This window comes from Streptomyces sp. NPDC043996, from assembly GCF_056435225.1.
This window is the reverse complement of sequence record NZ_JBWKEY010000012.1, coordinates 51,021-77,485: the sequence shown is the minus strand read 5'-3', so window position 1 is coordinate 77,485 and position 26,465 is coordinate 51,021. Positions and strand designations below refer to the sequence as shown.

Genomic DNA, 26,465 nt, shown 5'->3' with positions numbered 1-26,465 from the left:
CACGGGTCCCGGAAACCCGGCGGAGCCCCCGTGGCGACCGTACGGTGAGGCAGAATCGACGGTAGCCGTCATACGCGTCGGCCAAGAGAGATCAGCCACCCGCAGGCCCCCACCGCCGTACGACCTGAAGGTCCCATGCCCCCCACGCTCGCCTCGCTCGTCCAGCACTCCGCGCTCAAGCTCGTCGTGCGCGCGGGCGAGAGCGGCCTGGACACCCCCGTGCGCTGGGCCCACGTCAGCGAGCTCGCCGACCCCGTCCCGTACATGGAGGGCGGCGAACTGCTCCTGATCACCGCGCTCCAGCTGGACGCGGAGGACCCGGAGGCGATGCGGCGGTACGTGAAGCGGCTGGTCGGCGCGGGCGTCATCGGGCTCGGCTTCGCCGTCGGCGTCAACTACCCCGACATCCCCGACGCGCTGCTCGCCGCGGCGGCCGCGGAGGACCTGCCGCTCCTTGAGGTGCCACGGCGCACCCCCTTCCTCGCCATCAGCAAGGCCGTGTCGGCGGCCATCGCGGCCGACCAGTACCGCGCGGTCACCGCGGGCTTCGCCGCCCAGCGCGAGCTCACCCGGCAGGCCCTCGGCGAAGGCCCCGAGGGGCTGCTCGCCGCGCTCGCCGCGCAGGTCGACGGCTGGGCCTCGCTGTACGACGCCTCCGGCGCTGTCGTCGCCACCGCGCCCGAGTGGGCCGCGCGCCGCGCCGCCCGCCTGACCGCCGACGTCGAGCGGCTGCGGGAGCGCACCGCTCCCGCGAGCCTCGTCGTGGCCGGCGCCGAGGACCGCGTCGAGCTGCACTCCCTCGGCACCGGGCGCCGCCCCCGCGCCGCCCTCGCCGTCGGCACGGCCGGAGCCCTCGGCACCGCCGAGCGCTACGCCGTGCACTCCGCGATCGCCCTCCTCACCCTCACCACCGAGCGCTCCCGCTCCCTCCAGGCCGCCGAGGGGCGCATCGGGGCTGCCGTGCTGCGCATGCTGCTCGCCGCGGAGCCCGACCACGCCCGGGCCGTCGCCGGGGACCTGTACGGCGAGCTGCTCGACGCGCCGTTCCGCCTCGTCGTGACCGAGTCCGCGGCCACCCCGGCCACCCCGGACGCGCCCTGGTCCGGGCCGCTCGTCGACGCCGTCGAGTCGGCCGCCGCCCGCGTCGGCGAGGCCCTGCTCGTCGTGCCCGACGGCGAGCGGCTCGTCCTCCTCGTCCAGGACGGCGGGGCGGCGCAGCGGGCCGCCGTCGCCTACGCCTCCGGGTCCGGCGCGGCCGGTGACGGCGGCGAAGGGCCCGGGCTCCTGATGGGCCTGTCCGCGCCCGCCGGGCCCATCGCGGCCGCGCCCGCCTACAAGCAGGCCGAACAGGCGCTCTCCGTCGCGCGGCGGCGCGGGAAGGTCCTCGTGGAGCACGAGGAGCTGGCCGCCGGGTCGGTCCTTCCGCTGCTCGCCGACGACGCGGTGCGGGCGTTCGCGGACGGCCTCCTGCGGGCGCTGCGCGAGCACGACGCGACCGGGCGGGGCGATCTGGTCGCCTCGCTGCGGGCGTGGCTCTCCCGCCACGGGCAGTGGGACGCGGCCGCCGCCGACCTCGGCGTCCACCGGCACACCCTCCGGTACCGGATGCGGCGGGTCGAGGAGATCTTGGGGCGGTCCCTGGATGACCCCGATGTGCGGATGGAACTGTGGCTGTCCCTGAAGGCGACGTCTACGCCACCGGACTGAGGCCCGCGTGGGACGCCCCAGACCCACCCCTTCCCGAACCGGGTGCTGCCGCCCCCGTCCCCCCGCTCAAAGCGATCGGCGCTCCGCGCCTCGTCCTCAAACGCCGGACGGGCTGAAACCTGCCGGTTGCGGCAGGTGTTTCAGCCTCTCCGGCGTTTGAGGAGCGGGGTCTGGGGCGGAGCCCCAGTTCGGGAAGGGGCGGGTCTGGGGCGCACCGCGAGGGCACGCCAATACGGCGCGCCAGGCCCCACCAGTACGCCGACTCGGACAACCCCCCACAGATTCCCGCCCCCCTACGGTGGAACGCATGACTTCCATTCACGCCTTCTGGCTCGCCGGTCGCCAGACCACCGGCGAGACGACCCTCGACGTCACCTCGCCGTGGGACGGCCGGCTCGTCGGCAAGGCGGCCGTCCCGACCGACGCCCAGGTGGAGGAGGCCGTCGCCGCCGCGTACGCCGTGCGCGAGGAGTTCGCGGCCACCCCGGCGCACGTCCGCGCCGCCGCCCTCGACCACGTGAGCCGCAGGCTCGTGGAGCGCACCGAGGAGATCGCGCTGCTGATCTCCGCCGAGAACGGCAAGCCGATCAAGTGGGCGCGCGGCGAGGTCGGCCGCGCCATCTCCGTGTTCCGGTTCGCGGCCGAGGAGGCCCGCCGGTTCAACGGCGGCGAGGCGCAGCGCCTGGACACGGACGCGGGCGGCCAGGGCAGGCTCGCCCTCACGCGCCGCTTCCCCAAGGGCGTCGTCCTCGGCATCGCGCCGTTCAACTTCCCGCTGAACCTGTGCGCCCACAAGGTCGCCCCGGCGATCGCCGTCGGCACGCCGATCATCCTGAAGCCCGCCCCGGCGACCCCGCTGTCGGGCCTGATCCTCGGTGAGCTGCTCGCGGAGACCGAGCTGCCCGCCGGGTCCTGGTCGGTGCTCCCGGTCGCCAACGACAAGATGCCCGCCCTGGTCCAGGACGAGCGGCTTCCGGTCATCTCCTTCACCGGCTCCGACAAGGTCGGCTACGCGATCATGGACTCGGTGCCGCGCAAGCACTGCACCCTGGAGCTCGGCGGCAACGGCGCGGCCGTCGTCCTCGGCGACTTCTCCTCGGACGCCGACCTCGACTGGGCGGCCTCGCGCATCGCGACCTTCTCCAACTACCAGGGCGGCCAGTCCTGCATCTCGGTGCAGCGCGTCATCGCCGACGCCTCCGTCTACGACCGGCTCGTGGCGCGCGTCGTGAAGGCCGTCGAGGCGCAGGTCACCGGCGACCCCACGGACCCGGCGACGGAGGTGGGGCCGCTGGTGAACGAGGCCGCCGCCCAGCGCGTGGAGTCCTGGGTCGACGAGGCCGTCAAGGCGGGCGCCACCCTCCTGACCGGCGGCGAGCGCGACGGCGCCACGTACGCCCCGACCGTGCTCGCCGACGTGCCCGCCAACGTGACGCTCGCCCGCGAGGAGATCTTCGGGCCGGTCCTCACGGTCACGAAGGTGGACGGCGAGCAGGCCGCCTTCGACGCCGTGAACGACTCCAAGTACGGCCTCCAGGCGGGCGTGTTCACGCACGACCTGCAGACCGCCTTCCGCGCCCACCGCGCCCTGGAGGTCGGCGGCGTCGTCATCGGCGACGCGCCCTCCTACCGCGCGGACCAGATGCCGTACGGCGGCGTGAAGCAGTCCGGCGTGGGCCGCGAGGGCGTCCGCTACGCCATGGACGACTACACGTACGAGCGCGTCATGGTCCTCACGGGCCTGGACCTGTAGCGGCGGCACCACGTGGCGCGAGGACGGCCGGAGCCCGCTGTGCGGGGGCTCCGGCCGTCTCGTTGTGCGCCGTTCGCTACGAGAGGGCTGGTGACAATGGTCGGAATCGGGTACCAACGATCCAGTAGCACCGGTGAGTAACCATCCGGGGCGATCACGCCCTACGCGGTGATCGCACCGGTTCGGACCCATGATCCCGACTCGCGGCGAGGTGAGCCTCATGTCCGCACCACACACCCCACCCTCCGTACGCCCGGCCGTCACCGAACGCGAGGCGCGCCAGGTCGCCGAGGCCGCCCGGGAGCAGGAGTGGCGCAAGCCCAGCTTCGCCAAGGAGCTCTTCCTCGGCCGCTTCCGGCTCGACCTGATCCACCCGCACCCGCTGCCCGCCGCCGACGACGCCCGCAGGGGCGAGGAGTTCCTGGCCAGGCTGCGCGACTTCTGCGAGACGAAGGTCGACTCCGCCCGCATCGAGCGCGAGGCGCGCATCCCCGACGAGGTGGTCGCGGGCCTCAAGGAGCTCGGCTGCCTCGGCATGAAGATCGACACCAAGTACGGCGGGCTCGGCCTCACGCAGGTGTACTACAACAAGGCCCTCGCCCTGGTCGCCTCCGCGTCCCCGGCGATCGGCGCGCTCCTTTCCGCGCACCAGTCGATCGGCGTGCCGCAGCCCCTGAAGCTGTTCGGCACCCAGGAGCAGAAGGACGCCTATCTGCCCCGCTGCGCCCGCACCGACATCAGCGCGTTCCTGCTCACCGAGCCCGACGTCGGCTCGGACCCGGCACGGCTCGCCACGACGGCGGTCCCGGACGGCGACGACTACATCCTGGACGGCGTGAAGCTCTGGACGACCAACGGCGTCGTCGCCGACCTCCTTGTGGTCATGGCGCGGGTGCCGAAGTCGGAGGGCCACAAGGGCGGCATCACCGCGTTCGTCGTGGAGGCCGCGTCGCCCGGGGTCACCGTCGAGAACCGCAACGCCTTCATGGGCCTGCGCGGCCTGGAGAACGGCGTCACGCGCTTCCACCAGGTGCGGGTCCCCGCCACCGACCGCATCGGCCCGGAGGGCGCGGGCCTCAAGATCGCCCTGACCACGCTCAACACGGGCCGCCTCTCGCTGCCCGCGACCTGCGTCGGCGCGGGCAAGTGGTGCCTGAAGATCGCCCGCGAGTGGTCGGGCGCCCGCGAGCAGTGGGGCAAGCCCGTCGCGTACCACGAGGCCGTCGGCGCGAAGATCTCCTTCATCGCGGCGACGTCCTTCGCCCTGGAGGCCGTGCTCGACCTGTCCTCCCAGATGGCCGACGAGGACCGCAACGACATCCGCATCGAGGCCGCCCTCGCCAAGCTCTACGGCTCCGAGATGGCCTGCCTGATGGCCGACGAGCTGGTGCAGATCCGCGGCGGCCGCGGCTTCGAGACCGCCGCGTCCCTGAAGGCGCGCGGCGAGCGCGCGGTCCCCGCCGAGCAGATGCTGCGCGACCTGCGCATCAACCGCATCTTCGAGGGCTCGACGGAGATCATGCACCTGTTGATCGCCCGCGAGGCCGTCGACGCCCACCTGAAGGTCGCGGGCGACCTCATCGACCCGGACAAGACCCTCTCCGACAAGGCGCGCGCGGGCGCGGCGGCGGGCGCCTTCTACGCCCGCTGGCTGCCGAAGCTCGTCGCGGGCGCGGGGCAGCTCCCGGGCAGCTACGCCGAGTTCCACCCGGCGGGCCACCCCGACCTGTCCGGACATCTGCGCTACGTCGAGCGCTCGGCCCGCCGCCTGGCCCGCTCCACGTTCTACGCCATGTCGCGCTGGCAGGGCCGGATGGAGACCAAGCAGGGCTTCCTCGGCCGGATCGTCGACATCGGCGCGGAGCTGTTCGCGATGAGCGCGGCCTGCGTGCGCGCCGAGCTCCTGCGCTCCACCGAGGACTACGGCAAGTCCGCCTACCAGCTGGCCGACGTGTTCTGCCGCCAGTCCCGCATCCGCGTCGACGAACTGTTCGGCCGCCTGTGGACCAACACCGACGACCTGGACCGCAAGGTCGTGCGGGGCGTCCTCTCCGGTGCGTACACCTGGCTGGAACAGGGCGTCATCGACCCCAGCGACGACGGCCCCTGGATCGCGGACGCGACCCCGGGCCCCAGCGAACGGGAGAACGTCCACCGTCCCATCCACTGACGCGGAGGCCGGAAGCCCGCGTGGGACGCCCCAGGCCCGCCCCTTCCCGATCCTGGGGCTCCGCCCCAGACCCCGCTCCTCAAACGCCGGAGGGGCTGAATCTTCGCGGCCCGAGCCGGATGGTTCCAGCCCGTCCGGCGTTTGAGGACGAGGCGCGAAGCGCCAATGCAGTTGGGCGGGGGGCCGGGGGCGGCAGCCCCCGGTTCGGGAAGGGGCGGGCCTGGGGCGCACCGCGAGGCCCCTATCCGAGAGGCGCTGTCGGATAAGGGCCCCGCTCCGGCCACAATGGGGGCATGAGCGATAGCCCCGCCCCCCTCGCCGACCCGCACCTCGTCTTCGACCCCGTCCCCACGGACGGCCCGCGGGAGATCGCCGTCCTCGGCTCCACGGGCTCGATCGGCACGCAGGCGATCGACCTCGTCCTGCGCAACCCCGACCGCTTCCGGGTCACAGGCCTGTCCGCCGCGGGCGGCCGCGTGACGCTGCTCGCCGAGCAGGCCCGGCGGCTGCGCGTGCGCACCGTCGCGGTGGCCCGCGAGGACGTGGTGCCCGCGCTGCGCGAGGCCCTGCGCGAGGAGTACGGGGCGGGGGAGCCGCTGCCGGAGATCCTCGCGGGCCCGGACGCGGCCACCGAGCTCGCCGCCTCGCCCTGCCACACCGTCCTGAACGGCATCACGGGCTCCATCGGCCTCGCCCCCACGCTCGCCGCCCTGGAGGCGGGCCGCACGCTCGCCCTCGCCAACAAGGAGTCGCTGATCGTCGGAGGGCCGCTGGTGAAGGCCCTGGCCAAGCCCGGCCAGATCATCCCGGTGGACTCCGAGCACGCCGCGCTCTTCCAGGCGCTCGCCGCGGGCACCCGCGCCGACGTCCGCAAGCTGGTCGTCACGGCCTCCGGCGGCCCCTTCCGCGGCCGTACGAAGGCCGAGCTGGCGGACGTCACGCCGAAGGACGCCCTCGCGCACCCGACGTGGGCGATGGGCCCGGTGATCACGGTGAACTCGGCGACCCTGGTGAACAAGGGCCTGGAGGTGATCGAGGCCCACCTCCTGTACGACATCCCCTTCGACCGCATCGAGGTCGTCGTGCACCCCCAGTCGTACGTGCACTCCATGGTCGAGTTCACCGACGGCTCCACGCTCGCCCAGGCCACGCCGCCGGACATGCGCGGGCCCATCGCGATCGGGCTCGGCTGGCCCGAGCGGGTGCCGGACGCGGCGCCCGCGTTCGACTGGACGAAGGCCTCCACCTGGGAGTTCTTCCCGCTGGACACTGAGGCGTTCCCGTCCGTGGGGCTCGCCCGGCACGTCGGGGAGCTCGCCGGGACGGCTCCCGCGGTGTTCAATGCGGCCAACGAGGAGTGCGTGGACGCCTTCCTGGCGGGCACGCTGCCCTTCAACGGGATCATGGAGACCGTGACGCGGGTCGTCGCCGAGCACGGCACGCCCCGCTCGGGAACCTCCCTGACCGTGGCGGACGTCCTCGAAGCGGAGACCTGGGCGCGCGCCCGGGCCCGCGAACTGACGGCCGCGTCGACCCAGACGCCCCAGACGCCCCAGACAAAACAGTCGCCCCAGACGACCGCGGAGGCTCGTGCATGACGACCCTGATGATGATCCTCGGCATAGTCGTCTTCGTGGTCGGGCTGCTCTTCTCGATCGCCTGGCACGAGCTCGGCCATCTCTCTACGGCCAAGATGTTCGGCATCCGCGTGCCGCAGTACATGGTCGGCTTCGGCCCGACGCTCTTCTCCCGGAAGAAGGGCGACACCGAGTACGGCGTCAAGGCGATCCCCCTCGGCGGCTACATCCGCATGATCGGGATGTTCCCGCCGGGTCCCGACGGGCGCATAGAGGCGCGGTCCACCTCGCCCTGGCGCGGCATGATCGAGGACGCCCGCTCCGCGGCGTTCGAGGAGCTCAAGCCCGGCGACGAGTCCCGGCTCTTCTACACGCGCAAGCCGTGGAAGCGCGTGATCGTGATGTTCGCCGGTCCTTTCATGAACCTGATCCTGGCCGTCGTGATCTTCCTCGGCGTCATGATGACCTTCGGCATCAGCACCCAGACCACCAGCGTCGGCAAGGTCTCCGACTGTGTGATCGAGGCCAGCGAGAACCGCGCCACGTGCGCGAAGGGCGACAAGCCCGCCCCCGCCAAGGCCGCGGGCCTCAAGGCGGGCGACAAGATCGTCGCCTTCCAGGGCAAGTCCGTCGACGACTGGTCGGCGCTCCAGTCCCGCATCCGCGAGACCGTGGGCCCGGCCACGATCACCGTCGAGCGCGACGGCAAGCGGGTCGACCTGCACGCCAACCTGATCAAGAACCAGGTCAGCAAGACCGACGGCGACGGCGGCTACGTCGAGGGCAAGTACGTGTACGCCGGGTTCCTCGGCTTCACCCCCGCCTCCGGCATCGTCCAGCAGTCCTTCGGCCAGTCCGTGGACCGCATGGGCACCATGATGGAGAACGGCGTCGAGTCGATCATCGCCCTGCCCTCCAAGATCCCCGACCTGTGGGACGCGGCCTTCGGCGACGGCGACCGCAAGCAGGACTCCCCGATGGGCGTGGTGGGCGCGGCCCGCGTCGGCGGTGAGGTGTTCACCCTGGACATCCCGCCGCAGAACCAGATCGCGCTGATGCTGTTCCTGCTCGCCGGGTTCAACCTCTCGCTGTTCCTGTTCAACATGCTGCCGCTGTTGCCCCTGGACGGCGGGCACATCGCGGGTGCACTGTGGGAATCGCTGCGCCGGAACGTGGCGAAGGTCCTGCGGCGGCCCGACCCCGGCCCGTTCGACGTGGCGAAGCTGATGCCCGTGGCCTATGTGGTGGCGGGGATCTTCATCTGCTTCACCATTCTGGTGCTGATCGCGGATGTGGTGAACCCGGTCAGAATTTCCTAGTCGTACGAAGTTTGCGGTGGCCGGACACGGGGTGTGTCCGGCCACCGTCGTTTGTGCGGTACCACCCGCCAATGGGTGGACATCGGGGTGGGATGTGCTTGGGGCCTGTGGGGTGTCGTAACCTCGAACCCGCGAACTAGCGATGTCGCGGCGCGCAGCCGCGAAGCCCGGAGCCCGCCGGACTCGGGACCTTGATCCACACTTAGGGATGCACGCCAGATGACTGCCGTTTCTCTCGGAATCCCGTCCGTTCCGACCAAGCTGGCCGACCGCAGGATCAGTCGCAAGATCCAGGTCGGGTCGGTGGCTGTGGGCGGGGACGCGCCGGTGTCGGTGCAGTCGATGACGACGACGCGTACGTCGGACATCGGGGCGACGTTGCAGCAGATCGCGGAGCTGACGGCGTCGGGCTGTCAGATCGTGCGGGTGGCGTGTCCGACGCAGGACGACGCGGACGCGCTCGCGGTGATCGCGCGGAAGTCGCAGATTCCGGTGATCGCGGACATTCATTTCCAGCCGAAGTACGTGTTCGCGGCGATCGACGCGGGCTGTGCGGCGGTGCGGGTGAACCCGGGGAACATCAAGCAGTTCGACGACAAGGTCAAGGAGATCGCCAAGGCGGCGGGCGAGGCCGGGACGCCGATCCGGATCGGTGTGAACGCGGGCTCGCTGGACGCGCGGCTCCTGAAGAAGTACGGCAAGGCGACGCCGGAGGCTCTGGTGGAGTCGGCGCTGTGGGAGGCGTCGCTGTTCGAGGAGCACGGCTTCCGGGACATCAAGATCTCGGTGAAGCACAACGACCCCGTGGTCATGGTCAACGCCTACCGCCAGCTGGCCGCCCAGTGCGACTACCCCCTCCACCTGGGCGTCACCGAGGCGGGCCCGGCCTTCCAGGGCACGATCAAGTCCGCCGTCGCCTTCGGCGCGCTGCTCGCCGAGGGCATCGGCGACACGATCCGCGTCTCGCTCTCGGCGCCCCCCGCTGAGGAGATCAAGGTCGGCATCCAGATCCTGGAGTCCCTGAACCTGCGCCAGCGCCGCCTGGAGATCGTGTCCTGCCCGTCGTGCGGCCGCGCCCAGGTCGACGTGTACAAGCTCGCCGAGGAGGTCACGGCGGGCCTGGAGGGCATGGAGGTGCCCCTGCGGGTCGCGGTCATGGGCTGCGTCGTCAACGGCCCCGGCGAGGCGCGCGAGGCGGACCTGGGCGTCGCGTCCGGCAACGGCAAGGGCCAGATCTTCGTGAAGGGCGAGGTCATCAAGACCGTGCCCGAGTCCAAGATCGTGGAGACCCTGATCGACGAGGCCATGAAGATCGCCGAGCAGATGGAGAAGGACGGGGTCGCTTCGGGCGAGCCGTCCGTGTCGGTCGCGGGCTGACTTTCGTCCGTACGCTGCGCAGAGTCCCGCCACCCTTGGGGTGGCGGGACTCCGTCGTTCCTGCCTCCGGCGGTGTTGTACGCGTACACGGCGCGCTTGTACGCGCGTGAGCCGTAACCCAGGGCGGGGTGGGGGCGGTGAGCAGTGCATGAGAGAAGACGAGGACGTGCCGGTACGGGAGGAATCGGAAGAGCCGGAGGGAGAAGGGGGGTACGGAACGGACTCGGGCATGCCCCGGGTCTTCGGGCGGCTCATGAAGCGGCTGCGCGGCCAGGCGGGCCTGGAGCGCGCGGAGCTCGGGCGGCGCACCGGGTACTCGGAGTCGACGATCGCCTCCTTCGAGCTGGGCAGACGCATTCCGCCAGCGGCGTTCATCGCGCGGGTCGACGAGGTGCTTGGAGCGCACGGGGTGCTGGCCGAGCTGACGGAGGACATGGAGCGGGCGCGGTATCCGGCCTTCTTCCAGGGCGCGGCGGTGCTGGAGAAGACGGCGGTGGGGGTGCACGTGTTCGCCGTGCAGGCGGTTCCCGGGCTGTTGCAGACGAAGGAGTATGCGGAGGCGGTGTTCACCTCATGGCGGCCCGCGTTGGACGCGGAGACCGTTGAGCAGCGCGTGACGGCGCGACTGGCCCGACAGGCGATCTTCGAGCGGAAGCCCGCGCCCACCACCAGTTTCGTGCTGGAGGAATCCGTTCTCCGTAGGCGACTCGGGGGACTGGCCGTCATGCGAGGCCAGTTGGAGCGCATCCTGCTGGCCGCGCGGCGGCGTACTGTGGAGATCCAAGTCATGCCGGACGACTGCGAGGAGCACGCGGCGCTCTTCGGCTCCTTCACTTTGATCGAGACGAAGAAGGGGCGCAGGGTCGCCTACGTACCCGCGTACAAGGCGAGCCGCCTCTTCACCGACCGCTCAACGGTCAGGGAACTGGAGGACCAGTACGGCCTCTTGCGCGCCCAAGCCCTGCCTCCACGCAAGTCGTTGGCCCTCGTAGAGAAGCTACTGGGAGAGACATGAACGTCGAAGAGCCGTCCAGGATGGTGTGGTTCAAGAGCAGCTACAGCAGTGGCGCGGGCGGCGAGTGCGTAGAGGTCGCCCTCGACTGGCGCAAGTCCAGCCACAGCGCGGGCGACGGCGGCGAGTGCGTAGAGATCGCCGCCTGCCCCTCCGCCATCCACATACGCGACTCCAAGCACGCCCCTGACACCGGTCCCACTCTCGCGGTGGGGCCCATAGCCTGGGTGGCTTTCCTCGGACTGGCCGCCCAGGCCGCGTAGCCGCTGGGAGTGACATGAGGAACGAAGAGCCGTCCAGGCTGGTGTGGTTCAAGAGCAGCTACAGCAGTGGCGGGGGAGGTGAATGCATCGAAGTCGCCCTCGACTGGCGCAAGTCCAGCCATAGCAGCGGCGAGGGCGGCGAATGCGTAGAGATCGCCCCCTGCCCCACCGCTATCCACATACGCGACTCCAAGCACGCCCGTGACACCGGCCCCACTCTCGCGGTGGGGTCCACGGCCTGGGTGGCCTTCCTCGGACTGGCCGCGCAGGTCGCGTAGCCGCTGGGAGTGACATGAGGACCGAAGGGCTGTATGAGCTGGTGTGGTTCAAGAGCAGCCACAGCAGTGGTGAAGGCGGGCAGTGCGTAGAGGTCGCCCTCGACTGGCGTAAGTCCAGCTACAGCGATGGCGAGGGCGGCGAATGCGTAGAGGTCGCCCTCGATTGGCGCAAGTCCAGCTACAGCACAGGCCAGGGCGGCGAATGCGTCGAAGTCGCCCTCGCCTGGCGCAAGTCCAGCCACAGCGCAGGCGACGGCGGCGAATGCGTAGAGGTCGCCCCCTGCCCCACCGCCATCCACCTACGCGACTCCAAGCAGCCCCCGGGCACCGGCCCCACTCTCGCGGTGGGGCCCACGGCCTGGGAGGCGTTCCTCGGATTCGCCGCCCGTCCCTGAAGTAACGCGCTCCGGGGTGGGCGCACCATCTTGACAGCTCCGATGTATCGCAGGACCTTGTTCGGGCGGCTGGGCCGAGAGCGCGCTGTCTCGGCGCAGCCGCGTACCCATCGGTGGCGATTCATCCGATGACCCGTCGGGACGGGCGGGTGCGCCGGGTCGGGTCAGGCCGGTCCGGGGGGCCCTCCCCGCCACCGGGCCACGTCCGCACCCACCCCCGAGCAGGTGATCCCCGTGCGCCCCCACCCCACCCGCCGCACGGCCCTCGCGGCAGGCGCCCTCGCCGCGTCGGCGGCGCTGCCGCGCGCCCCCGCCGCCCGCGCCGCCGCCCCGGACGCCGACCCCTGGTTACGCGTGCCCGAGATCCTGGCCCGCGTCCAGCCGCCCCGCTTCCCCCAACGCCGGTTCGACGTACGGGACTTCGGTGCCGTCGGGGACGGCGTCACGAAGAACACCGCCGCCTTCCGGCGCGCCGTGGACGCCTGTCACCGCGCGGGCGGCGGCCACGTCGTCGTCCCCGAGGGCGGCCGCTTCCTGACCGGCGCCATCCGGCTGCGCGACCGCGTGAACCTGCGCGTCGACGGCACCGTCCTGTTCTCCACCGACCCGGCCGACTACCTCCCGATGGTCCTCACCCGCTGGGAGGGCACCGAGTGCTGGAACTACTCGCCCTTCGTCTACGCCCACGGCCAGCGCGACCTCGCGATCACCGGCCACGGCACCCTCGACGGACAGGGCATGGCGGGCCCCTGGAAGAGCTGGCGCGACCCCGGCGGCGGCCAGGGCGCCGACCAGGCCGCGCTGCGCGAGATGGGGGAGCGGGGCGTCCCCGTCGAGCGGCGGCTCTTCGGCGCCGGGCACTACCTGCGCCCGAACATGGTGCAGTTCTACCGCTGCCGCAACGTCCTGATCCAGGACGTCACCGTCCTCGAACCCGCCATGTGGACCCTCCACCCGGTGCTCTGCTCCAACGTCCTCATCAAGGACGTCGACGTCGTCGGGCGCATCAACAACAGCGACGGCGCCGACCCCGAGGCCTGCGCCGACGTGCTCATCACCGGCTGCCGCTTCCACACCGAGGACGACTCGATCGCCGTGAAGTCCGGCCGCGACGAGGACGGCCGCCGCGTGGGCGTGCCCAGCCGCGGCATCGTCGTGCGCGACTGCGTGTTCTCCGGGCGCTGGGGCGGCATCGCCGTCGGCAGCGAGATGTCCGGCGGCGTGTACGACGTCTTCGCCGAGGACTGCCGGATCAACCCCGCCGACTTCCCCGGCCGCCACAACCCCCGCCACCCCGTCTTCCTCAAGACCAACACCAAGCGCGGCGGCGCCATCGACGGCGTCCACGTCCGCCGCTTCACCGGCCGCCACATCGACCGGGACTGCGTGTACCTCACCACCCGCTACGCCGGGCAGACCGGCCCGCACCGCGCCGTCATCCGTAACGTCAGCGTCGCGCACATGGTCCACGACGGCGCCCGCCGCGCCCTGCACTTCGAAGGGCTCGCCACCGACCCCTTCGGCCCGGTCCGCCTCGCCCACTGCGACTTCACCGGCATCACCGAGCCCAACCTCATCGAGGCCGCCCCCGCGCTCTCCCTCCACCGGGTCTACGTCAACGGAACCGAGGTGCACCCATGAGACGCCGCCGCGCCCTGCCCCTGTGGGCCGCCGTGCTCGCCCTCCTCGGCGGCCTGCTGCTCGCCGGGACCGGAACCTCCACGGCCCGCCCGGCCGCACCCGCCGCCGACCCACCCCGCCAGACGACGCTCCGCGACGCCACCGCCGGGCTCTTCCTGCACTGGGGCATGTTCACCAGCCCCAAGCACGACGACTGCCGCGCGTGGGAGAAGGCCGTCACCGACGGCGGGTGGACCCCCGACTACTGGGTCGACGAGGCGAAGAAGCTCAAGGCCAGCTACATCGTCCTGGCCACCTTCCACTCCCGGCTCGGCTACGCCCGCCCCTGGCCCTCCACGATCCCCGGCAGCTGCTCCACCCGCCGCGACTTCCTCGGCGAACTGATTGAGGCGGGCCGGGCCAAGGGCATCAAGACGATCCTCTACATGACCGACGATCCCAAGTGGCACGCCGAACAAGGCGTCGAGACCCTCGACTCCGCCGCCTACTCCGCGTACAAGGGCCGCGACGTCGACCTCACCACACGGCCCGGCTTCGGCGAGTTCAGCTACGAGAACTTCTTCGAGGTCATGGACGGCTACCCCGGCCTCTCGGGCTTCTGGATCGACAACGACAACGAGTACTGGGAGCGCAACAGGCTCTACGAGCAGATCCGCGAGCGCCGCCCCGACCTGACCCTGAGCAACAACAACGAGGACACCCCGATCATGGACATGGTGTCCCACGAGCAGAAGACGGGCATGACCCCGCCCTACGACCAGCCGTCGGCGATCTGGACACCCATGCCGCGCCTGACCGAGTCCTGCTACAAGGTGCCGAGCACCGGCGCCTGGTGGTACGACGGCCAGGACCGCCCCGTCGACACCGGCCTCAACGTCCGCCGGTACGTGGCCAACGCGGGCACCTCCGTCAAGTCCCTGATGGACCTCCAGGCCATGGTCGACGGCAGGTTCCCGCCCCAGCAGCAGAAGTTCACCGACGCCATGAAGGACTACCTCCCGCCCATCTGGGAGTCCCTGCACGGCGTGCACGGCGGCGGCTACCTGTACGGCGGCATGCAGCCCGGCGCCTGGAACGACGGCGCGTACGGCTACGTCACCGTCAGCCGCGCGAAGCAGAACCCCACCCAGTACGTCCACGTCACCACCCGGCCCACGCGCGGCGACCAGGTCCGCCTGCGCGACAACGGCCACCGGGCCACGAAGGTCACCGACCTGCGCACCGGCAAGACCCTGCCGTTCTCGCAGGCCGACGGCAGCCTCACCATCCGGTCCATCAAGGACTGGGACGCCTACGACACCGTCTTCAAGGTCGAGACCACCAGGCAGCGCGAAGGCGTATACCCCACCGGCTCCGTCAAGGCGAACGAACCCGCCCTCACCGACGGCGACTTCACCACGTACACCGACAACCAAGGCCGCCTCCCGGTGTCCTTCACCCTCGATCTCGGCAGCCGCAAGAACGCCGCCTACCTGGGCGTCAACCAGCGCGAGTGGTCCCCGACCCACAACCGCTCCACCTTCGGCAGGCCCGAGGACTCCGCCCGGATCAAGGACTACACGGTCTCGGCGAGCGACGACGGCCGACGCTGGCGCACGATCAAGACGGGCGTCCTGGAGAGCGCCCGCGGCATCCGCTTCATCGACATCGGCGACGGCGTGCGCACCCGCCACCTCAAACTCGACGTGACCACCACCTGGGCCGCGGACACCGCCCCCACCTTCCACCGCCAGCTCAAGATCGACGAGATCCAGGTCGGGTACGGCCAGGTGAGGCGCCGCTGATGTCGTAACGCGCCGCTGACGTCGCGGGCCGCCTGCCCGGTCACCCCCGGTGACCGGGCAGCGTGGCGGAACCTCGCCAGGTACAGTGCGGAGATCAGCAAACCGTATGGTGAGGCCCCGCCCGTGTTGACCCAGACCACCACCAGGGTCCTCGAACCGAGTGACCTGGACGCCGCGCTCGCCGTCCTCGGCCGCGAGCCGGTCGCGAACGCCTTCGTCACGGCCCGGGTGCGCCTCGCGGGCCTCGACCCCTGGCGCCTCGGCGGCGAGATGTGGGGCTGGTACGCCGACGGCATGCTGGAGTCCCTCTGCTACGCGGGCGCCAACCTCGTACCGATCTGCGCGACGCCGCGCGCCGTCCGCGCCTTCGCCGACCGCGCCCGCAGGACCGGCCGCCGCTGCTCCTCCATCGTCGGCCCCGCCGAGTCCACCGCCCAGCTGTGGCGCCTGCTCGAACCCTCCTGGGGCCCCGCCCGCGAGGTCCGCGCCCACCAGCCGCTCATGGTCACCGACCGGCTTCCCGACGCCATCACGCCCGACCCGTACGTCCGCCGCGTCCGCAAGGACGAACTGGAGACGATCATGCCGGCGTGCGTGGCGATGTTCACCGAGGAGGTCGGCGTCTCCCCGCTCGCCGGGGACGGCGGCCTGCTCTACCAGGCCCGGGTCGCCGAGCTGGTCGGCTCGGGCCGCTCCTTCGCCCGCGTCGACGGCGAGGGCCGGGTCGTGTTCAAGGCGGAGATCGGCGCCGCGACCGCCGAGGCCTGCCAGGTCCAGGGCGTGTGGGTGGCCCCCGAGTACCGCGGCAAGGGCATCGCCGCCCCCGCCATGGCCGCCGTCCTGCGCTACGCCCTCGCGGACGTGGCACCCGTCGTCAGCCTGTACGTCAACGACTTCAACACCCCGGCCCGCGCCACCTACCGCAGGGTGGGCTTCCGGGAAGTCGGCGCGTTCATGAGCGTGCTGTTCTGAACGCCGGGCACCACCGGGCGTACCGCCCTCCGGCTTGATCCGTTCCTTCGCCCCGCACAGGCCCGTACTGCCACGACGAGCTGCGAAGTAGGGTGCGCGCATGACTGACGACGTCGTGATCGGCCCCCTCGACCTGGCCGCGCGGGTGGACGAGGCCCTGCGCGTGCAGGCCCTCGCCTTCGGGCTCGGCGACGACGAGGTGGCCGTACGACGGCAGATCGTGCTCCGGCACCTCACCTACCCGGGAGCGCGGGCGCTCGGCGCGACCACCGGCGACGGACGGCTCGTCGGCTTCGTCTACGGCATGCCCAACGACCGCGCCCACTGGTGGTCCACCGTCGTCGAGCCCTATCTGCGCGCCCAGGGCCTCGACGGCTGGCTCGACCACTCCTTCGTGATCACCGAACTGCACGTACGCCCCGGCTACCAGGGCCTGGGCATCGGCCGCGCCCTCATCACCACCCTCACGGACACCGCCGTCGAGCCCCGCTCGATCCTCTCCGCGATCGACGTCGAGAGCCCCGCCCGCGGCCTGTACCGCTCCCTCGGCTACCAGGACCTGGCCCGCCAGGTCCTCTTCCCCAGCGCCCCCAAGCCGTACGCGGTGATGGGCGCGCCCCTGCCGCTGAGCCGTCCCGTCGGCCGCTAACCGATTTCCGCACGCGCCCGTGCCCCGGATAACCTGCGCCCATCACTTTTGGATAGCAGCCAGGGGGGATTCAGCCCGTCCGGCGCTTGAGGACGAGGCCGAAGGCCGGTCCACGGCACGAGACGCCCCCGTCAGGAAACCGCAGGAGTTCATCATGGCCCAGGTCCAGCGCATGTCCCGGTTGATGGTCAAGACACTGCGCGACGACCCGGCGGACGCGGAGACGCTCAACCACAAGCTGCTCGTCCGCGCGGGCTACGTGCGCCGCACCGCCGCCGGCATCTGGACCTGGCTGCCGCTTGGCAAGAAGGTCTACGAGAACGTCGCCCGCGTCGTCCGCGAGGAGATGGACGCCATCGGCGGCCAGGAAGTCCTCCTGCCCGCCCTGCTGCCCAAGGAGCCCTACGAGGCGAGCGGCCGCTACGAGGAGTACGGCGACCTGCTGTTCCGCCTCAAGGACCGCAAGGGCTCCGAGTACCTCCTCGGCCCCACCCACGAGGAGATCTTCACCCAGGTCGTCAAGGACCAGTGCGCGTCCTACAAGGACCTGCCGGTGATCCTCTACCAGATCCAGACGAAGTACCGCGACGAGGCCCGTCCGCGCGCGGGCGTCCTGCGCGGCCGCGAGTTCCAGATGAAGGACTCGTACTCCTTCGACACCACCGACGAGGGCCTCGCCGAGGCCTACGCCCTGCACCGCGCCGCCTACCAGCGCATCTTCGAGCGCCTCGGCCTCGACTACCGCATCGTCTCCGCCGTCTCCGGCGCCATGGGCGGCTCCGCGTCCGAGGAGTTCCTGGCCCCGGCGCCCGCCGGTGAGGACACCTTCGTCGACTGCCCCGCCTGCGACTACGCCGCCAACACCGAGGCCGTCACCTTCGCCCTGAAGCCGGTCGAGGGCGCCGAGCACGGCCCCGTCGAGGAGCTCGACACCCCCGACACCCCGACCATCGAGACCCTCGCCGAGCACCTGGGCGTCCCGGCGTCGGCCACCCTGAAGAACCTCCTCGTCAAGGTCGACGGCGAGATCGTCGCCGTCGGCGTGCCCGGCGACCGCGAGGTCGACCTCGGCAAGCTCGGCGAGCACCTCGCGCCCGCCGAGGTCGAGCTGGTCACCGCCGAGGACTTCGTCGGCCGCGAGGACCTCGTCCGCGGCTACGTCGGCCCGCAGGGCCTGGAGAAGGTCCGCTACCTCGCCGACCCGCGCGTCGCCCCCGGCACCGCCTGGATCACCGGCGCGAACAAGGCCGACACCCACGCCAAGAACGTCGTCTGCGGCCGCGACTTCGAGGTCGACCAGTACCTGGACGTCGTCGTGGTCCAGGAGGGCGACCCCTGCCCCTCCTGCGGTACGGGCCTGAAGCTCGGCCGGGCGATCGAGATCGGCCACATCTTCCAGCTGGGCCGCAAGTACGCCGACACCTTCCAGCTCGACGTCCTCGGCCAGAACGGCAAGCCCGTCCGCGTCACCATGGGCTCGTACGGCATCGGCGTCTCCCGCGCCGTCGCCGCGCTCGTCGAGCAGACCGCCGACGAGCAGGGCCTGTGCTGGTCCAAGGAGATCGCCCCCGCCGACGTGCACGTGGTCGCCGCGGGCAAGGCCGTGCAGACCGAGCTGGCCCTCGACGTCGCCGAGAAGCTCAACGCGGCCGGGGTGCGGGTGCTCGTGGACGACCGCGCCGGGGTGTCGCCGGGCGTGAAGTTCACCGACGCGGAGCTCATCGGCGTACCGAAGATCCTGGTCGCCGGGCGCCGCTCCGCCGAGGGCGTCCTTGAGCTGAAGGACCGCCGCACCGGGGAGCGCGAGGAACTCACGGTCGAGGCCGCGATCGCCCGCCTGTCGGCGTAGCCGGGGCCCTCGCGGGGCGCCCCAGACCCGCCCCTTCCCGAACTGGGGCTCCGCCCCAGACCCCGCTCCTCAAACGCCGGAGGGGCTGGAATTTCCAGCCCGTCCGGCGTTTGAGGACGAGGCGCGAAGCGCCGATGCTTTTCGGGGGTGACAGGGGGCGGAGCCCCATGGTTCGGGAAGGGGTGGGTCTGGGGCGTCCCACGCGGGCTACAGCCAGGTCGCGAACTCCAGGAGGAGCTCCGCGTCCTGGGGCCGCCCCACGCGCAGGGCCCGTACGCCGGACTCCACCGCCCGGAACAGCGTCCACCCCCGCAACCGCTCCTGGTCCACGTCAAGGGACTCCGCGAGCCGCTTCACGCGCCGCCGCGCCACCGCCGTCCCCGACGGCGACCCGATCAGATCCTCCACCCGGTCCCGCACCAGGCGCGCCAGATCGAACGCGCACTCGCCCACCACCGGATCAGGGCCCACGGCCAGCCACGGCACCCGCTCACCCGCGAGCACCTTGCTCTGCCGGAAGGTGCCGTGCAGCAGCACCCCGTCCGGCGCGTCGGCGAGCAGCTCCGCGCGCGCGGCGAGGGCGGCGTCCACCAGCGGCACCACGTCCGCGTCCGCGTCCGCGTCGGCGCACGCCCGCATCACCTCGGCCTGCCGCCCCGTCCGCTCGGCCACGGTCTCGAACCGGTGCCCGGCGGGCGGCTCGACCCACAGCCGCCGCAGCGTCCCCGCCGCCTCCAGCATCGACTTGGCCTCCGGCAGGGAGCGCACGGACACGTCCCGCCGCAGGCGTTCCAGGAGCAGCGCCCCGTCGTCGGCGGCCGCGTCGTCGAGCAGCCGCGCCGCCCCGAGCCCGCCCCAGTGCGCGAGCGCGGCCCGCTCGCTGAGCGGCCGCGACCGCGGCGGCACCAGCTTCAGGACGGCGGGGGTGGCGTCCGCGAGCCGCACGAGCACGACGAGGCCGCTGCGGCCCCCGGGCACCTGCACGCGCTCGACGGTGAGCCCACGCCGGGCCACGGCCTCCTCGGCCAGCTCCGGCAGCCTCCGCAGCCAGTCGTCGGTGTCCGCGTCGCCCGGTGTCTCACCGAGGGCGCGAACGAGGCGCGGCGGCGTTTCGAAAGCCATGCGCGAGGTGTTCCTTTCAGTCCCGCGGCGGCGCGGACGGGTCCGCGCCGGTGTCGGCCCGCTCCGCGAGCCCAGGGAAGGCTACGCTCCCGCCGCGCCAGCGCGCCGCCCGGACCGCGGCCTCGCGCAGGGCCTCGGCGGCGGCCCCGCGCCGGTCGCCCTCGGCGGCCCGCACCAGGTCGGAGTACACCCCGGCGACCCGCTCCTCCAACTCGGCGGCGAACCGCGCCGCGGCGGCCGCGTCCGGCACCGGGAACGGCAGCGCGTACGCCGCCGCCGACGGCTCGGGCTCGCCCCCGAGCCGCCGCACGGCCCGCCGCAGCTCGTCCCGCCGGGCCCGGTGCGCGTCGTAGGCCGTACGGGCCTCGGCCCGGCGCCCGTCGCCCACGCGGCCGCCCACGACCCCGTAGCCGTACACCGCGGCGTGCTCGGCGCGCAGCGCCGCCTGCACCGCCCTCAGCTCGGCCTTCGACACCTCGCGTGCGCTCACTGGCCGCCCTCCCTCTCATCCCGCTCGTCCCGCTCGTCGCTCTTGTCGCCGCCATCGCGCTCCGTCAGCAGGTACGCGTGCGCGGCGCCCGCCGCGGCGACCGACGCGAACAGCCGCGCCAGCTCGCCCGGCACGTCGAGGAGCTGCTTCCCGCGCCGCCGGGCCAGCTCCCGCTCGGCCGTCGCCAGGGAGCGCAGGGCGTCCCGCGCGTCGCCGGGCACCGGGGGCGACGGCCGCGCCGATGAGGGCGGGGGGCTCGTCGCGGAGCGGCCGTCGGCGAAGGCCTTCTCGTGCCGGGCCACTTCCGCGCGCAGCGGCCGCAGCCGCTCCGCCAGCGGGGCGTGGGCCGCGATCACGGCGTCGTAGCGGCGCAGCAGCCGGGCGCTGTCCCGGGCCGCCCGCGCCCGCAGCCGCTCGGCGGCGGCCGGGAGCCCGTCGGCGGAGCCGTCGTCCGAACAGCCGGTGAGCAGCAGGGCGGTTCCGGCCGCGCCGGCGGCCCCCGTGAGCAGGCTTCTGCGGCGCGGACCCGGACGGGGCCGCGAGAGAGCGGGATACGACGGCACGGCAGACGTCCTCGGAAGGTGGGCCGCGGGCGGCGGGGCGGGAGCGGGAGACGAGCGGGCGCGAGGCCGGTGATCACCGTACCTTCGCCCTGTCCTCGTACGTGCGAGCGGCTCGGTCCCGTACGCGCGTACGAGGCCCGGCGGGCGCGCGACCCCGACGATGGACGGCAACACCCTCCGGGACCGGATACCCTTTGACCTGACACGCGACGATCCCACAACAGCACACGCGGCCGAGGAGTCACCCGGATGAGCACCACCCAGAGCGAGAGGCTGCGGGAACTGCTGGAACCGCTCGTCAGCTCCCAGGACCTCGATCTTGAAGAGATCGAAGTGGCCTCGGTCGGACGCAAGCGGGTGCTGCGGGTCGTCGTCGACTCCGAGGACGGCGTGGACCTGGACGCGATCGCGGATGTGAGCCGGGCGCTCTCCGCGAAGCTCGACGAGACCGACGTCATGGGCGAGGGCGAGTACGACCTGGAGGTCGGCTCCCCGGGCGCCGAGCGCCCCCTGAAGGAGCGGCGCCACTACGAGCGCGCCGTCGGGCGGCTCGCGAAGTTCCAGCTGGCCGACGGCGACGAGCTCGTCGCGCGCATCCTCGACGTGGACGACGAGGGCGTCGACCTGGAAGTGCCGGGCGTGAAGGGGCGCAAGCCCACCGCCCGCAGGCTCGCCTTCGACGCGATCGACAAGGCGCGCGTGCAGGTCGAGTTCAACCGCAAGGACAAGAAAGACATGAAGGAAGAGGAGGAGGCGTAGCCGTGGACATCGACATGAGTGCCCTGCGGGGTTTGGTACGGGAGAAGGAGATCTCCTTCGACCTGCTGGTCGAGGCGATCGAGTCGGCCCTCCTCATCGCCTACCACCGCACCGACGGCAGCTTCCGTCGCGCACGCGTGAAGCTGGACCGCGAGAGCGGCCACGTGACGGTGTGGGCGACGGAGGACCCGGCGGACCTCGAAGAGGGCCAGGAGCCCAAGGAGTTCGACGACACCCCGTCCGATTTCGGCCGGATCGCCGCCACCACCGCCAAGCAGGTCATCCTGCAGCGGCTGCGCGACGCCGAGGACGACGCGACCCTCGGTGAGTACGCGGGCCGTGAGGGCGACATCGTCACGGGCGTCGTCCAGCAGGGCCGCGACCCGAAGAACGTGCTCGTCGACATCGGCAAGCTGGAAGCCATCCTGCCCACGCAGGAGCAGGTGCCGGGCGAGGAGTACCCGCACGGCATGCGCCTTCGCTCGTACGTGGTGCGCGTGGCCAAGGGCGTGCGCGGCCCGTCCGTGACGCTCTCGCGCACCCACCCGAGCCTGGTGAAGAAGCTCTTCGCGCTCGAGGTCCCCGAGATCGCCGACGGTTCCGTGGAGATCGCCGCCATCGCGCGCGAGGCCGGGCACCGCACCAAGATCGCGGTCCGTTCGACCCGCTCCGGGCTCAACGCCAAGGGCGCCTGCATCGGCCCGATGGGCAGCCGGGTGCGCAATGTCATGGGCGAGCTCAACGGCGAGAAGATCGACATCGTCGACTGGTCGGACGACCCGGCCGAGATGGTGGCCCACGCGCTGTCCCCGGCGCGCGTCAGCAAGGTCGAGATCGTCGACCTCGCCGGACGCTCGGCCCGCGTGACCGTGCCGGACTACCAGCTGTCCCTGGCCATCGGCAAGGAGGGCCAGAACGCCCGCCTCGCCGCCCGGCTCACCGGCTGGCGGATCGACATCCGGCCTGACACCGAGCAGCCCGGCCAGGACGCCTAGGACTGACCCGTCCGAGGGGGAGTCGCGGTCCGGGAAAACCGGTTGCGCGAACCCCCCTCGTCCTGGTCACGTACTGATCAAGACAACAGCCGTTCGATTTTTGCCCCAGAGGGGTGAGGTCGGTACGGGGAGGTAGACTTAAGCGTGTCTGGCCGGACGCATGCCCGCGCATGCCCTGAGCGCACGTGTGTGGGGTGCCGGGAGCGAGCGGCCAAGAACGAGCTGCTGCGCACCGTGGCGGTCGAGGGCGCCTGCGTCCCCGATCCAAGCGGTACGCTGCCCGGCCGGGGTGCGTATGTACACCCCGCCCTGGTCTGTCTCGACCTGGCGGTCCGCCGCCGGGCGTTCCCCCGGGCCCTTCGGGTCCAGGGACCGCTCGACACCGCGCTCCTGCGCGGGAATGTCGAGGCAGCCGAGACCGTTGCCCCGCAGGCAACACCGTAAGAAGTGCCGCACGGAGCCTCCGTGCGGCCCTGGTACCTCGCGAGTTGGAAGTAGGTCGAGATTGCGATGAGCACTCGATGAGTACGCGATGAGTACGCCCATGAAGTAGCGACGGTCCGGCGGTAACCCGGACCTAAAAGGAGCGAAGTGGCTAAGGTCCGGGTATACGAACTCGCCAAGGAGTTCGGGGTGGAGAGCAAGGTCGTCATGGCCAAGCTCCAAGAACTCGGTGAATTCGTACGTTCGGCGTCCTCGACGATCGAGGCGCCCGTGGTACGCAAACTGACTGACGCATTCCAGCAGGGCAACGGCTCCGGCAAGTCCGGCAAGCCCGCCCCGCGCAAGCCCGCCGCGCGTCCCGCGGCACCGTCCCCCGCGCAGGCCGCCCGTCCGGGTCCGGCCGCGCCCAAGCCCGCGGCGCCCCGCCCGGCGCCCGCGGAGAGCGCGGACAAGCCCGCGCCGGCCGCCCCGGCGGCCCCGGGTCCGCGCCCGACGCCGGGCCCCAAGCCCCCGGCGCCCAAGCCGGCCCCCGCCGCTCCCGCAGCCCCGGCTCCGGCCGTGCCCGAGTTCACGGCGCCCCCGGCGGCTCCGGCCCCCGCGGCCCCCGCCGCCTCTTCCGGCGCCCCGGCCGCACCGCGCTCCGGCGCCCGTCCCGGTGCCCCCAAGCCCGGTGGCCGTCCGGCCCCCGGCCAGGGTCAGGGTCAGCGCGGCGGCGAGCGCCAGGGCGACCGTCAGGGCGCCCCGCGTCCCGGCGGCCAGGGTGGCGCGCCGCGTCCCGGCGGCCGTCCCGCGGGCCCGCGTCCGGGCAACAACCCCTTCACCTCTGGTGGCTCCACCGGCATGGCGCGCCCGCAGGCGCCCCGTCCGGGCGGCGCGCGTCCCGGCCCCGGTGGGCCCGGCGGCCAGGGCGGCCCCGGCGGCGCCCCGCGCCCGCAGGGCCAGGGCGGCCCCGGTGGCGCGCCCCGTCCGCAGGGTCAGGGCGGCGCCCGCCCGACTCCGGGCGGCATGCCCCGTCCGCAGGCCCCGCGTCCCGGCGGCGGCCCCGCGGGTAACCGTCCGAACCCGGGCATGATGCCGCAGCGTCCCGCCGCGGGCCCGCGTCCCGGCGGTGGCCCCGGTGGCGGCCGCGGTCCCGGCGGCGGTGGCCGTCCGGGCGGTGGCGGCGGCGGTCGTCCCGGCTTCGCCGGTCGTCCGGGTGGTCCCGGCGGTGGCGGCGGCGGCTTCGCCGGTCGTCCCGGCGGTCCCGGTGGCGGTGGCGGCGGTCGTCCGGGTGGTCCCGGTGGCGGCGGCGGTGGCTTCGGCGGCCGTCCCGGCTTCGGTGGCCGTCCCGGTGGCCCCGGTGGCCGTGGTGGCACGCAGGGCGCCTTCGGCCGTCCCGGCGGTCCCGCGCGTCGCGGTCGCAAGTCGAAGCGGCAGAGGCGCCAGGAGTACGAGGCCATGCAGGCCCCGTCGGTCGGCGGCGTGATGCTGCCTCGCGGCAACGGCGAGACCGTTCGCCTGTCGCGCGGTGCCTCCCTCACCGACTTCGCCGAGAAGATCAACGCCAACCCGGCGTCGCTCGTCGCGGTGATGATGAACCTCGGCGAGATGGTCACGGCCACGCAGTCCGTCTCCGACGAGACGCTGCAGCTCCTCGGCGACGAGATGAACTACACCGTTCAGATCGTCAGCCCCGAGGAGGAGGACCGCGAGCTGCTCGAGTCGTTCTCCATCGAGTTCGGTGAGGACGAGGGCGGCGAAGAGGCCCTCATCGCCCGTCCGCCGGTCGTGACCGTCATGGGTCACGTCGACCACGGCAAGACCCGACTCCTCGACGCGATCCGCAAGACCAACGTGGTCGCGGGCGAGGCCGGTGGCATCACCCAGCACATCGGTGCCTACCAGGTCGCGACCCAGGTCAACGGCGAGGACCGCGCGATCACCTTCATCGACACCCCGGGTCACGAGGCGTTCACCGCCATGCGTGCCCGTGGTGCGAAGTCCACCGACATCGCGATCCTCGTGGTCGCGGCCAACGACGGTGTGATGCCCCAGACGATCGAGGCGCTGAACCACGCCAAGGCGGCCGACGTGCCGATCGTGGTCGCGGTCAACAAGATCGACGTCGAGGGCGCGGACCCGACCAAGGTGCGCGGTCAGCTCACCGAGTTCGGTCTGGTGGCCGAGGAGTACGGCGGCGACACGATGTTCGTCGACATCTCCGCCAAGCAGGGCCTCAACATCGACAGCCTCCTTGAGGCCGTCGTCCTCACCGCCGACGCCTCGCTCGACCTGCGGGCCAACCCGGAGCAGGACGCGCAGGGCATCGCGATCGAGGCCCACTTGGACAAGGGCCGCGGCGCCGTCGCGACCGTCCTCGTCCAGCGCGGTACGCTCCGCGTCGGCGACACGATGGTCGCCGGTGACGCCTACGGCCGCGTGCGCGCCATGCTCGACGACAAGGGCGAGAACGTGGAAGAGGCGGGTCCCTCGACCCCGGTCCTCGTCCTCGGTCTCACCAACGTCCCGGGCGCGGGCGACAACTTCCTGGTGGTCGACGAGGACCGTACGGCCCGTCAGATCGCCGAGAAGCGCGCCGCCCGCGAGCGCAACGCCGCGTTCGCCAAGCGCGTCCGCCGCGTCTCGCTCGAGGACCTGGACAAGGTGCTCAAGGCCGGCGAGATCCAGCAGCTCAACCTCATCATCAAGGGTGACGCTTCTGGTTCCGTCGAGGCCCTTGAGTCCTCCCTGCTCCAGCTGGACGTCGGCGAGGAGGTCGACATCCGCGTCCTGCACCGCGGCGTGGGTGCGGTCACCGAGTCGGACATCGACCTGGCCATGGGCTCCGACGCCATCGTCATCGGCTTCAACGTCCGCGCGGCCGGCCGTGCCGCGCAGATGGCGGAGCGCGAGGGCGTCGACGTCCGCTACTACTCGGTGATCTACCAGGCCATCGAGGAGATCGAGGCGGCCCTCAAGGGCATGCTCAAGCCGGAGTACGAGGAGGTCGAGCTCGGCACCGCGGAGATCCGCGAGGTCTTCCGCTCGTCCAAGCTCGGCAACATCGCGGGTGTGCTCATCCGCTCCGGCGAGGTCAAGCGCAACACCAAGGCCCGACTGCTGCGCGATGGCAAGGTCATCGCGGAGGAGCTCAACATCGTGGGCCTGCGCCGCTTCAAGGACGACGTCACCGAGATCCGCGAAGGCTTCGAGGGCGGTATCAACCTCGGCAACTTCAACGACATCAAGGTCGACGACGTCATCGCGACGTACGAGATGCGCGAGAAGCCGCGGGCCTAGTGTCTGCGGGGCGGGGGTTGCCCGGGGATTCCCCGGGCGGCCCCCGCTGCCTTTTCGGCGCTCCGCG

22 protein-coding genes are annotated in these 26,465 nt (G+C 72.2%); 19 read left to right on the top strand and 3 right to left on the bottom strand.

The annotated features are described in order from the left end of the window. The first annotated feature begins 135 nt into the window (after positions 1–135). The 15 genes from AC07A4_RS28590 to AC07A4_RS28520 all read left to right on the top strand — a co-directional run bounded on the left by AC07A4_RS28590 (position 136) and on the right by AC07A4_RS28520 (position 18,746). On the top strand, positions 136–1,707 hold the full coding sequence (locus AC07A4_RS28590; protein ID WP_478603821.1) for a PucR family transcriptional regulator: 1,572 nt from the start codon (positions 136–138) through the stop codon (positions 1,705–1,707). A gap of 307 nt (positions 1,708–2,014) precedes the next feature. Then, positions 2,015–3,460 (top strand): aldehyde dehydrogenase family protein, encoded by a 1,446-nt coding sequence (locus tag AC07A4_RS28585; protein WP_478603819.1) that lies wholly within the window; start codon positions 2,015–2,017, stop codon positions 3,458–3,460. Between the two features lie 220 nt (positions 3,461–3,680). Next, complete coding sequence (locus AC07A4_RS28580) at positions 3,681–5,630, top strand: acyl-CoA dehydrogenase family protein (RefSeq protein WP_478603817.1); 1,950 nt, start codon at positions 3,681–3,683, stop codon at positions 5,628–5,630. Between the two features lie 293 nt (positions 5,631–5,923). Then, positions 5,924–7,228, top strand: a complete 1,305-nt coding sequence (gene dxr, locus AC07A4_RS28575; protein ID WP_478603815.1) for a 1-deoxy-D-xylulose-5-phosphate reductoisomerase — start codon at positions 5,924–5,926, stop codon at positions 7,226–7,228. Continuing rightward, complete coding sequence (locus AC07A4_RS28570) at positions 7,225–8,526, top strand: M50 family metallopeptidase (RefSeq protein ID WP_478603812.1); 1,302 nt, start codon at positions 7,225–7,227, stop codon at positions 8,524–8,526. Before dxr ends, AC07A4_RS28570 begins: the two co-directional genes overlap by 4 nt. 219 nt (positions 8,527–8,745) lie before the next feature. After that, entirely contained in the window at positions 8,746–9,903 is a 1,158-nt protein-coding gene (gene ispG / locus AC07A4_RS28565; RefSeq protein WP_478603809.1) for a flavodoxin-dependent (E)-4-hydroxy-3-methylbut-2-enyl-diphosphate synthase, read from the top strand. A 148-nt stretch (positions 9,904–10,051) separates the two neighbouring features. Then, positions 10,052–10,918 carry a helix-turn-helix domain-containing protein gene (locus AC07A4_RS28560; protein ID WP_478603807.1) on the top strand — a complete coding sequence of 289 codons (867 nt, stop codon included), beginning with the start codon at positions 10,052–10,054 and terminating at the stop codon, positions 10,916–10,918. After that, positions 10,915–11,178 carry a DUF397 domain-containing protein gene (locus AC07A4_RS28555; RefSeq protein ID WP_478603805.1) on the top strand — a complete coding sequence of 88 codons (264 nt, stop codon included), beginning with the start codon at positions 10,915–10,917 and terminating at the stop codon, positions 11,176–11,178. Before AC07A4_RS28560 ends, AC07A4_RS28555 begins: the two co-directional genes overlap by 4 nt. A gap of 14 nt (positions 11,179–11,192) precedes the next feature. After that, positions 11,193–11,456 (top strand): DUF397 domain-containing protein, encoded by a 264-nt coding sequence (locus AC07A4_RS28550; RefSeq protein WP_478603803.1) that lies wholly within the window; start codon positions 11,193–11,195, stop codon positions 11,454–11,456. Positions 11,457–11,470: 14 nt separating this feature from the next. Continuing rightward, complete coding sequence (locus AC07A4_RS28545) at positions 11,471–11,851, top strand: DUF397 domain-containing protein (protein WP_478603801.1); 381 nt, start codon at positions 11,471–11,473, stop codon at positions 11,849–11,851. Positions 11,852–12,085: 234 nt separating this feature from the next. Beyond that, positions 12,086–13,492: a glycoside hydrolase family 28 protein gene (locus AC07A4_RS28540; RefSeq protein WP_478603798.1), complete on the top strand. Its 1,407-nt coding sequence runs from the start codon at positions 12,086–12,088 to the stop codon at positions 13,490–13,492. Then, positions 13,489–15,276: an alpha-L-fucosidase gene (locus AC07A4_RS28535; RefSeq protein ID WP_478603796.1), complete on the top strand. Its 1,788-nt coding sequence runs from the start codon at positions 13,489–13,491 to the stop codon at positions 15,274–15,276. The genes AC07A4_RS28540 and AC07A4_RS28535 overlap by 4 nt, the downstream gene beginning before the upstream one ends. A gap of 123 nt (positions 15,277–15,399) precedes the next feature. Beyond that, complete coding sequence (locus AC07A4_RS28530) at positions 15,400–16,248, top strand: GNAT family N-acetyltransferase (RefSeq protein WP_478603794.1); 849 nt, start codon at positions 15,400–15,402, stop codon at positions 16,246–16,248. Positions 16,249–16,348: 100 nt separating this feature from the next. Then, positions 16,349–16,897, top strand: coding sequence for a GNAT family N-acetyltransferase (locus tag AC07A4_RS28525; protein ID WP_478603792.1), 549 nt, complete (start codon positions 16,349–16,351; stop codon positions 16,895–16,897). 154 nt (positions 16,898–17,051) lie between these two features. After that, complete coding sequence (locus AC07A4_RS28520) at positions 17,052–18,746, top strand: proline--tRNA ligase (RefSeq protein WP_478603789.1); 1,695 nt, start codon at positions 17,052–17,054, stop codon at positions 18,744–18,746. Between the two features lie 207 nt (positions 18,747–18,953). Here the strand turns inward: AC07A4_RS28520 and AC07A4_RS28515 are convergent, their stop codons facing one another. The 3 genes from AC07A4_RS28515 to AC07A4_RS28505 are packed head-to-tail and all read right to left on the bottom strand — an operon-like array spanning position 18,954 to position 20,921. Then, complete coding sequence (locus tag AC07A4_RS28515; protein ID WP_478603787.1) at positions 18,954–19,868, bottom strand: aminoglycoside phosphotransferase family protein; 915 nt, start codon at positions 19,866–19,868, stop codon at positions 18,954–18,956. Positions 19,869–19,884: 16 nt separating this feature from the next. After that, positions 19,885–20,343 carry a ferritin-like domain-containing protein gene (locus AC07A4_RS28510; protein ID WP_478604316.1) on the bottom strand — a complete coding sequence of 153 codons (459 nt, stop codon included), beginning with the start codon at positions 20,341–20,343 and terminating at the stop codon, positions 19,885–19,887. Positions 20,344–20,354: 11 nt separating this feature from the next. Continuing rightward, the gene (locus AC07A4_RS28505) at positions 20,355–20,921 is read right to left on the bottom strand and encodes a hypothetical protein (protein ID WP_478603785.1); all 567 of its coding nucleotides are present in this window, start codon (positions 20,919–20,921) and stop codon (positions 20,355–20,357) included. Between the two features lie 249 nt (positions 20,922–21,170). On the opposite strand from AC07A4_RS28505, the gene rimP reads away from it, so the two are divergent. From rimP to infB, 4 genes are all read left to right on the top strand, one after another. Next, complete coding sequence (rimP, locus tag AC07A4_RS28500; RefSeq protein WP_478603783.1) at positions 21,171–21,680, top strand: ribosome maturation factor RimP; 510 nt, start codon at positions 21,171–21,173, stop codon at positions 21,678–21,680. Positions 21,681–21,682: 2 nt separating this feature from the next. Beyond that, positions 21,683–22,675, top strand: a complete 993-nt coding sequence (gene nusA, locus AC07A4_RS28495) for a transcription termination factor NusA (RefSeq protein ID WP_478603781.1) — start codon at positions 21,683–21,685, stop codon at positions 22,673–22,675. A gap of 144 nt (positions 22,676–22,819) precedes the next feature. Next, positions 22,820–23,119, top strand: coding sequence for a YlxR family protein (locus tag AC07A4_RS28490; protein ID WP_478603780.1), 300 nt, complete (start codon positions 22,820–22,822; stop codon positions 23,117–23,119). A 147-nt stretch (positions 23,120–23,266) separates the two neighbouring features. Beyond that, entirely contained in the window at positions 23,267–26,398 is a 3,132-nt protein-coding gene (infB, locus tag AC07A4_RS28485; protein ID WP_478603777.1) for a translation initiation factor IF-2, read from the top strand. Positions 26,399–26,465: the final 67 nt, after the last annotated feature.